2 protein-coding genes and 1 CRISPR repeat array (1 of these 3 only partly in view) are annotated in these 9,689 nt (G+C 66.1%); both genes read left to right on the forward strand.

Annotated elements, in window-relative coordinates; genetic code table 11:
- Positions 1-5,475: direct repeats of the CRISPR family, unit length 28 nt; unit sequence GTGCTCCCCGCGTGAGCGGGGATGAGCC; it begins 903 nt to the left of the window's first position.
- Between the two features lie 520 nt (positions 5,476-5,995).
- Entirely contained in the window at positions 5,996-6,658 is a 663-nt protein-coding gene (locus tag ACUY2Y_RS02850) for a hypothetical protein (RefSeq protein WP_448324736.1), read from the forward strand.
- Between the two features lie 25 nt (positions 6,659-6,683).
- Positions 6,684-9,632, forward strand: a complete 2,949-nt coding sequence (locus tag ACUY2Y_RS02855) for a hypothetical protein (protein WP_448324737.1) — start codon at positions 6,684-6,686, stop codon at positions 9,630-9,632.
- The last annotated feature ends 57 nt before the right edge of the window (positions 9,633-9,689 follow it).

The following is a 9,689-nucleotide window of genomic DNA, read 5'->3' on the forward strand; positions in this document are numbered from 1 at the left end:
CCTTGTGGCCCATGTGCTCCCCGCGTGAGCGGGGATGAGCCGTGGGTCCTGGTAGGTGCCGTCGCACAGGCGGAGTGCTCCCCGCGTGAGCGGGGATGAGCCACCGAGCTGATCGAGAAGATTCGTAAGGCTCGAGTGCTCCCCGCGTGAGCGGGGATGAGCCCCTTAGGGCGCGGAAGTCCGCGTCGGGTAGGAGGTGCTCCCCGCGTGAGCGGGGATGAGCCACCAGCAGGCATACAAACGGCTCCGGGCCGCTTGTGCTCCCCGCGTGAGCGGGGATGAGCCCGCCCAGCTAGCCGCAAAGGGGCTCGACGGGCTGTGCTCCCCGCGTGAGCGGGGATGAGCCGAGATTCGGTTTGATGTTGCGCTTATGCCAGCCGTGCTCCCCGCGTGAGCGGGGATGAGCCCCCGGAGCGCAAGCCGACGCATTTTATGGAGAGGTGCTCCCCGCGTGAGCGGGGATGAGCCGAGGTACGAGTGGTCAGCTTCTCCGTCTGCCAGGTGCTCCCCGCGTGAGCGGGGATGAGCCCGAGATCACCGGGGAAATCACCTTGTCGACAAGGTGCTCCCCGCGTGAGCGGGGATGAGCCCGGACCCAAGCGACCCAGGGATACCCGCTTCGGGTGCTCCCCGCGTGAGCGGGGATGAGCCGTCTTTCTCCTCCGCGAAATACGACCAGCCCCAGTGCTCCCCGCGTGAGCGGGGATGAGCCCTAGCGCTCAAATCAGGAGCCGACCCCTCGTCAGTGCTCCCCGCGTGAGCGGGGATGAGCCGTGCCGTCCATTCCGGGGCGTCCGCAAGGTAGAGTGCTCCCCGCGTGAGCGGGGATGAGCCGCCATTCTTGGACAATACGGCCACTGCCCGCGGGTGCTCCCCGCGTGAGCGGGGATGAGCCCCATATCCGACAGTGGCGGGGCCGCCACCCGGAGTGCTCCCCGCGTGAGCGGGGATGAGCCCAGGCTGAGCAAACCGTGCTAGGCGCGGTGATGGTGCTCCCCGCGTGAGCGGGGATGAGCCCTCAGCCGCAAGCGGGTCCTTGCCCCACATGCGGTGCTCCCCGCGTGAGCGGGGATGAGCCGCTCCCCCTGTCGGCGCTGCGATGAGGTCTGTCGTGCTCCCCGCGTGAGCGGGGATGAGCCCAAACCAGGCACGCAACTCGTCCTGTTCCATGAGTGCTCCCCGCGTGAGCGGGGATGAGCCCACGGCCCCGGCGATCTACCCGAGAAGCGCAAGGTGCTCCCCGCGTGAGCGGGGATGAGCCCCGTTCCCACGGGCACGCGCATCGAGATACCGGGTGCTCCCCGCGTGAGCGGGGATGAGCCCGAGGCTGTCCGCCTCATGAAGCGCGCACAGCAGTGCTCCCCGCGTGAGCGGGGATGAGCCCTGGACCGCCGCCATCTCACGAGGCTGCTCGTAGTGCTCCCCGCGTGAGCGGGGATGAGCCGTCGACGAGACCGACGCCCGCAAATGGGTAGAGGTGCTCCCCGCGTGAGCGGGGATGAGCCCAGTGACGAAAATGCTCTGGGTTTTACCAAGGAGTGCTCCCCGCGTGAGCGGGGATGAGCCCGATGGTTAACCCACAACAACCAACCAGCAGACGTGCTCCCCGCGTGAGCGGGGATGAGCCCGGGTGTCCTGCCACTCCCCAAGGAATAAGTACGTGCTCCCCGCGTGAGCGGGGATGAGCCCCCGAGGGACACGCCCGACATGCTGCTGGAAGCGGTGCTCCCCGCGTGAGCGGGGATGAGCCCGCACCAAGCAGACCCGCGGACTCCTCAAGCCCGTGCTCCCCGCGTGAGCGGGGATGAGCCCCGCATCAGCGCCAAACTCGGCATCACCATCGAGTGCTCCCCGCGTGAGCGGGGATGAGCCCCCAAGAAACGCCGTCACAATCGCCTGAACAGCGTGCTCCCCGCGTGAGCGGGGATGAGCCTCCTCAACCTTGCGGGCCAAATCGTCCCGCTGGGTGCTCCCCGCGTGAGCGGGGATGAGCCCAGCGCCGGACCAGGCGCGGACTGGCCCATCACGTGCTCCCCGCGTGAGCGGGGATGAGCCCAACGTCAAGCTGCCCCCGCCGACGCTGTTGACGTGCTCCCCGCGTGAGCGGGGATGAGCCACACCCCGTACCAGAAGTACATGCACCACTTTCAGTGCTCCCCGCGTGAGCGGGGATGAGCCCCAGCCTGAGCTTCGATTCACGCAATCGGGCGCGTGCTCCCCGCGTGAGCGGGGATGAGCCCAACTCCAAGCAGAAACCGGCAACACCGCAGGTGTGCTCCCCGCGTGAGCGGGGATGAGCCGATTGCGATTGGGCAGAGGCGCTCGCTGGCCGAGTGCTCCCCGCGTGAGCGGGGATGAGCCGGCACGCCAGGCCCGGCGCTCATGTCGGACGGAGTGCTCCCCGCGTGAGCGGGGATGAGCCCTGCTCCACCTGTGCGCGCACCTTATCCTCAAGGTGCTCCCCGCGTGAGCGGGGATGAGCCCGATTCAGGACTACGCCGACGAAGTTGTCACACGTGCTCCCCGCGTGAGCGGGGATGAGCCAGTTTGAGCGAGACGTGTGGAGTGATCTCCAGTGGTGCTCCCCGCGTGAGCGGGGATGAGCCGGAAGTGACGGTTCCGACTTCTACGAAGAAGGAGTGCTCCCCGCGTGAGCGGGGATGAGCCCACGACAGTTTTGATGGTCTCCCACACTGCCGAGTGCTCCCCGCGTGAGCGGGGATGAGCCCATTTGGTGGTAACTGGCGAACTGGGGAAACGGGTGCTCCCCGCGTGAGCGGGGATGAGCCCGTGCTTGCCAACTACCGCAGCTTTGGCAGGCAGTGCTCCCCGCGTGAGCGGGGATGAGCCCGCAGATCATTCTCGCAAGAACCCCCAAACCAAGTGCTCCCCGCGTGAGCGGGGATGAGCCCTTAACACCCAACTTCCCACAAGTGTTGAGTTAGTGCTCCCCGCGTGAGCGGGGATGAGCCGGAGAAGTAAAACAATGAGTCACCTTAAGATCGGTGCTCCCCGCGTGAGCGGGGATGAGCCCTCACTTCCCCCGCTCTGGTGACCGTCACCAAGGTGCTCCCCGCGTGAGCGGGGATGAGCCCTGTCGCGGGTCGATGCGTGACCCCCTGGTTTCGTGCTCCCCGCGTGAGCGGGGATGAGCCCTGTCGCGGGTCGATGCGTGACCCCCTGGTTTCGTGCTCCCCGCGTGAGCGGGGATGAGCCCCCCTCGACGCTGCCGGGGGCGCGCTCCTTACCGTGCTCCCCGCGTGAGCGGGGATGAGCCCGCCCGACTATACGTCCAGCGGCGTGGCTTCGGGTGCTCCCCGCGTGAGCGGGGATGAGCCCAGCGCGGTGGTGGGCATGGCCCATTCGATGTTGTGCTCCCCGCGTGAGCGGGGATGAGCCCGCAGTGAAATCCACCTGCCCGCCCGTGGTCTTGTGCTCCCCGCGTGAGCGGGGATGAGCCGGCGTTGACGTCGATGGGGTATTTGTCCCCCACGTGCTCCCCGCGTGAGCGGGGATGAGCCGTTCCTACCCGTTGCCGCTAAGGCCGCCGAGGTGTGCTCCCCGCGTGAGCGGGGATGAGCCCACCAGGAATACGCGGCAACAAACCAGCCCCCGGTGCTCCCCGCGTGAGCGGGGATGAGCCTCCGGACTTCAACTTGTCCACAAACGCGGTGAAGTGCTCCCCGCGTGAGCGGGGATGAGCCCCCGTCCCAGTGGTCAACGTTCGAGTCCGCTGTGTGCTCCCCGCGTGAGCGGGGATGAGCCGGAGATGAACTAAATGAGCCTCGCGGAGCTGAGGTGCTCCCCGCGTGAGCGGGGATGAGCCGCTCCCGTAATTCTTCCAAAGACAGATCGGCAAGTGCTCCCCGCGTGAGCGGGGATGAGCCCTTCACCTGATCCAAAGCACGAGCAGCATCACCGTGCTCCCCGCGTGAGCGGGGATGAGCCGTTAATCGGGTCGGTGTCGTCTAGGAACGTGACGTGCTCCCCGCGTGAGCGGGGATGAGCCCACGAATCGACCCGACGCAGGTGGCCTCCGGAAGTGCTCCCCGCGTGAGCGGGGATGAGCCACCGGGACTGTACCGCGTAACAACCACAGGGGCGGTGCTCCCCGCGTGAGCGGGGATGAGCCCCAATTGTGGGGTCGCGTGTGTCTGTGTCGTTGGTGCTCCCCGCGTGAGCGGGGATGAGCCCTGCCCACCAACATGAACAGCCCAATCCTCATCGTGCTCCCCGCGTGAGCGGGGATGAGCCCGCCGCGGAGACAGCACGCGACTGGATCATCGAGTGCTCCCCGCGTGAGCGGGGATGAGCCCACCCAACGACAAAAGATCCGTCCCATCGGCAAGTGCTCCCCGCGTGAGCGGGGATGAGCCCATCGCTGTGACAGGCAAGACGTACGCGCATTTGTGCTCCCCGCGTGAGCGGGGATGAGCCCCTCGGAATCGACGGAACTGCTCCAGCTGCCAAGTGCTCCCCGCGTGAGCGGGGATGAGCCCTCCGGCGACAACGATGCAGCAGATGCCCCACAGTGCTCCCCGCGTGAGCGGGGATGAGCCCCCCAAAACCCGGCACGGGGGCTTTCGAGCTGGGGTGCTCCCCGCGTGAGCGGGGATGAGCCCGCTACCGCTCGCTCGCTGCCCACGTCTACGGAGTGCTCCCCGCGTGAGCGGGGATGAGCCGGTTGATGTCCTTCAGCGGGTTAGCGTTATCCAGTGCTCCCCGCGTGAGCGGGGATGAGCCCCCGATCAGGGTGTCGCGGAACGGCTCAAGCTGGTGCTCCCCGCGTGAGCGGGGATGAGCCCGGGCTAGGCATTGCAAGTCCATTTGGTATGAGGTGCTCCCCGCGTGAGCGGGGATGAGCCCCCGGCACGGGGGCTTTCGAGCTGGGTGAATACGTGCTCCCCGCGTGAGCGGGGATGAGCCCGCGGCGAACTCGCCCATCGCGCCGACCATGTCGTGCTCCCCGCGTGAGCGGGGATGAGCCCACCTGACCCCGAATCAGACGCCAGGCCCGGCAGTGCTCCCCGCGTGAGCGGGGATGAGCCCCCCGAATACGGCAACGGCACCCCATCAGGCCCGTGCTCCCCGCGTGAGCGGGGATGAGCCGTTGATCGCGCCGCCACCAATGTTTGAGCTGAGGTGCTCCCCGCGTGAGCGGGGATGAGCCCGGGCTAGTGACGTAGAAGCCTTTGGGGACGGGGTGCTCCCCGCGTGAGCGGGGATGAGCCCTTGATGGGTATGCCGTTGGATTGGAGGTTGTGGTGCTCCCCGCGTGAGCGGGGATGAGCCCGGCGGGTCGGTGAATTCCGGCATGGCCGCGATGTGCTCCCCGCGTGAGCGGGGATGAGCCTGGTCGCATGGGAAACGCATAAAGCTCACCGCGGTGCTCCCCGCGTGAGCGGGGATGAGCCCGCGCCGGCGACATGGGCCACAAAGAAGAAGCAGTGCTCCCCGCGTGAGCGGGGATGAACCCGTCGAGATCGACGGCGAACACGGTAACGGCCTGTCCTTTCTACGTGATTCGAGAACATTTGCGCTGAGTGCCGGTGAATTTGGCATTGTGTCCACCCATGGACGCATGGAACTTGCAAAAATGGTCGCGTAGAACGTGTAAAAACGGTAGCGTAGCGCAGCCGAAATATGGTCTTCTAGTGCCTTTGGCCTCGGGTAACGGTGGCTAAGGCGAGTGGGACTATTTTCGGCAGTATTTCCGCCGTAATGGGGGTGCGTGGAGGCATTCATGCTGTCGCTCTCTACTTCACCCACTCTGTTTGCGTGTCTGAACAAACGCTTGGTGGCGCGAACTTCTCGGGGTTGCTTGGTCTTAGCGAAGGGGATCCCGGGTACTCATCTTCTTCTCAGTTCGGCCTGCCGAATCCTGAGATCTCGGTAAAGTACAGGGCGGAAAGTGTGCTGTCCGTGCGAATCTCTCGGGCTCCTCCTCTACGCCCGGGGTGTTCGTGCGGATCAGCGCTTTGTAGAGGAGGCATGAATGACCAACCAGCAGCCGCCGTTTGGCGGGGGATTCCCGCAACCGGGGTCCGATAATCCAGGTTCAGGTGGATCTAGCGCGTGGGGCTCCGGCTCTTCTGCAGCAGATTCGCCGTGGGGCAGCCCCGGGCAAAGCGCCCCGGCACCGACTCCCAGTACGGGTGGTGCGTCCTCCCCGTGGGGTTCGCCAAGTAGCGCTGGCACTGGTGCTGTCACGGATCCTTTCGCCGCACCGCCGTCGGATCCTTTCGCCCCTGCGAAAGAAGGCGACTATTCCGGTCCGCTCCCAGGCGCGCCTGGTTCAGCAGAACCGGCTGGTGGGGCGTCGCCACTGGAGCCGTCCTCGGCACCGGCGACCTGGCTGGTGCCGGGTCTGGCCCTCGGCGTTATCGCGCTGGTGATGACCGCGATCCTGCTGCTGGGTGACATTTCCCCGATCTCCGGCACATACGCGGGTATGGCTTTCGGCGCGTGGGCGCTGGCTGGCCTTGTGGGTGTGTCCTCCTTGGCCTTCTACTTCTCCGAGGACACCCGGCGTCGTGCCAACGGCATGTACTCGATTGTCGGATGGAAGCAAGGTCTGTACTGGGCCACCCTGGCGGTGCTGCTCATCGCCATTATTTTGTCGTCGCTCTGCATCGCCCTGTGGGTAGGCAGGCTCTAGGCGCCGCGAGGAGAACACGATCACAATGACGAAGAACAACAAGATCGCGGCCCTGGCCCGCCGGGCCACCGCCGTCGCAGCCGCCGGTGTCCTCGCCCTGGGCACCAGTGCCTTCGGAGCGTTCGGCACCCTCGAGGCCTCCGCACAAGAAGGGCAGCCGTTCAAGCCGCTGGAAAACGGGCCTCTCTCGCCTGGCGGAAAACCGGAAGGCGGTGTGAAGCCGGAGAAGCCGGAGAAGCCGGGCAACAAACCTACTGAGAAGCCGGGCAACAAACCTACTGAGAAGCCTGGTGACAAACCCACTGAGAAGCCTGGTGATAAACCGGCTGATAAGCCGGGGAATAAGTCGGACAAGCCGACGGGCAACGCGGTGCAGGCCGAAGGCGGGGACAATGCGCTCGGCCAGCTGGGTGCGTGCTTGGCTAATAACGACGAGCTCGACGTCTTGCTGCTGATGGACGAGACGAACAGTCTGGTCAACCGGTGGGACGACGGCAAGAAGGTCGAAGGTGAGCCGGGCGCGGACCCGGACCACTTCCGTATTCCTGCCGCGCAGAGCTTCGCGAAAATCCTGCTCCAGAAGAGCGAGGATCAGAACCTCACCACGAATATCAAGATCGCCGGCTTCGGCCACACCTACAAGAATGAGCTGAACAACCCGGGCGAGGGCTACAAGGGTTGGATGAAGCTGACAGAGGATAGTCAGCAAGACGTCTACGAGCAGATCCAGACGTTTGAAAAGCGCACGGAGGAGACCAAGGGCACTGACCACAACGCCGCGCTGGAAGGCGCGAGCGACGACCTGCTCAACTCCCCGGGCGAGGATCCCTGCCGCCTGTTGGTCACCTTCACCGACGGCAAACTCGCCACCGGCGACGACAAGGGTGCAGAGGACAACCTGTGCCGCCCGAACGGCGTCGCTGACCGTCTCCGCGCCGCAGGCGTCACGCACGTCGGCATCGGCCTGACCAACCCGCAGCTCAACGAGAACTTTGACCTGTTCCAGGCCATTACCGAAGGCGAAGCCGCAGGTATCACCTGTGGTAAGGAGCCGCGCAACGGTGCGTTCTACCCGGCGAACAAGGTGGGCGATCTCTTCGCCGCCTTCCGCTCCGCGCTGGATACCGGCGGTTCGGCTGGCCAGACCACGAACGCGAATGAGCCGTTCACGTTCGTCCTGGACAACTCGATTACGTCTGTCCGCTTCAGTGCTGTGGGCCGTGACGATCTCGGCCCGGACGCGAAGCTGGAGATGACTGCGCCGAACGGCGACAAGGTCGTCATGGAAGGCGATGGTGAGAAGAATGCCGGCGGCGGCAAGGTCACCTGGGAGGCGCGCAACGACGCGGTTCAGAGCGCCGACGGCGCCCTGAACAAGACCGGCGACAAGGACTGGGCTGGCGAATGGTCCATGCGGTTCATCGACATCGCGCCGGAGGCAGAAAAGGACGGCGAGGTGTTCAACCTCGTCGAGATGGTGCCGGAGCTCAACGTCACCTTCAGCGCCGACGGTGCCAACGATGCGGCGAAGACCGACGATGAGGGCGGCAAGAACGACCTCAAGGTCATGGACGACGGCAACCTGATCGTGTCGCTGACCGGACCCGACGGCAAGAAGGTCGATCCGGAGGGCAAGGCCGAAGGCACAGTCGAGTTCGTCCCGAGCGGCGGCGGTGACCCGGTCACGCTCGAGGAGAAGGCGGACTTCTCCTCCGGCAGCGTCGAGATCCCGGCATCGAAGATCCCCGACGCGCCCGCATCCGGCCGTGTCAAGGCGGAAGTGACCATCACGACTGCGGGTGCGAAGGGCAAGCCTGGCACCACGCTGTCCCCGCTGGAGGGCGATACCGCGCTTAGCGTCGCCGTGCAGAACCTGCCGCAGTTGCCCGGCCAGATCGACGTGGTCACCGAGGGCGAAGAAGTCACGGTGAATGTGCCGGTTTCCGGCCCGGGCCGTGTCTGGGTCGAGGGCGGCCAGCAGGTCGAGCACGGATTCGACGAACTCGGTGCGGTGACCGTCGACTCGGAGCACAACTCGAAGGACTCCGCACTGACCGTTGCCCGCGGCGACACTGCTGAACTGCCGCTGACTTTCACGTTTGAACAGCGCGCGCAGCTCATCGCCAACGGCACCCTGCCGGTCCACATCGCTGACGAGAACGGAGGCGAGGAGCGCGTGGTCGACGTGGCTACCAAGATCGACTCCAAGGTGCCCGTGTCTAAGGGCGTCGCCGTGGTGACCTTCATCCTGGCGCTGCTGCTCGGCCTGCTGCTGCCGTTGTTGCTGTTGTACCTGGTGCGCTACCTCACCTCCAAGATCCCGAGCGATCCCGCGGTGGGCCCGGTGGCGTTCCGCATGACCCGTAGTGCTGGCGGCACCTGGTCGTACGACGGTCAGACGCGCCCGATGATCGACCCGACCGATGCAGCGGCGCGCCAGATGCAGCCAGGACCGCGTTCTGTTCAGGCTGGCCGTGCGCAAGCTAAGGTCGAGAGCTTCTCCATCAACCCGCTGACCGCAGCGAATGTCATCGTGTCTACTCCGTCGATCGCCGGAGACGGCAAGGAGAAGGACGGCCACGCGGTGCTGCCGCTGGCGGTGCAGGACTCCTGGTTCGTTCACGCGCCGAGCCAGTCCGGTGACGACATCGAGGTCGTCGCGTTCCCGCGCATCCCGATCGCACCGGCCGCGCAGGAGCAGCTACAAAACGAGATTGCTACGGAAGCACCTGCATTGGCGGACGCATTGGCCGAACGTCTTCCGTCCGCCGAGCCGGCCCCGGGCCAGCTCGACCAGGGCGGCGGATTCGCCCCGCCGGGTGAGACCGACTTCGGCGCTGCCGGTGCCGGTTGGGTCCCGCCGCAAGGAGGCGGTCAGGATATCGGCGGTGAATCTCCGTGGGGGCCGCCGAGCGCCGGTCCGCAGCCGGGCAGTGGTGGAGCAGGGGCCCCGTGGGGGCCGCCGCCGCAGTAAGGACTGTGAACCCACTTGGAGCAATCGAGAAAATCATTCAGCCGGGCTGCGGGCGAA

Source organism: Corynebacterium sp. 20-84 (assembly GCF_053479455.1).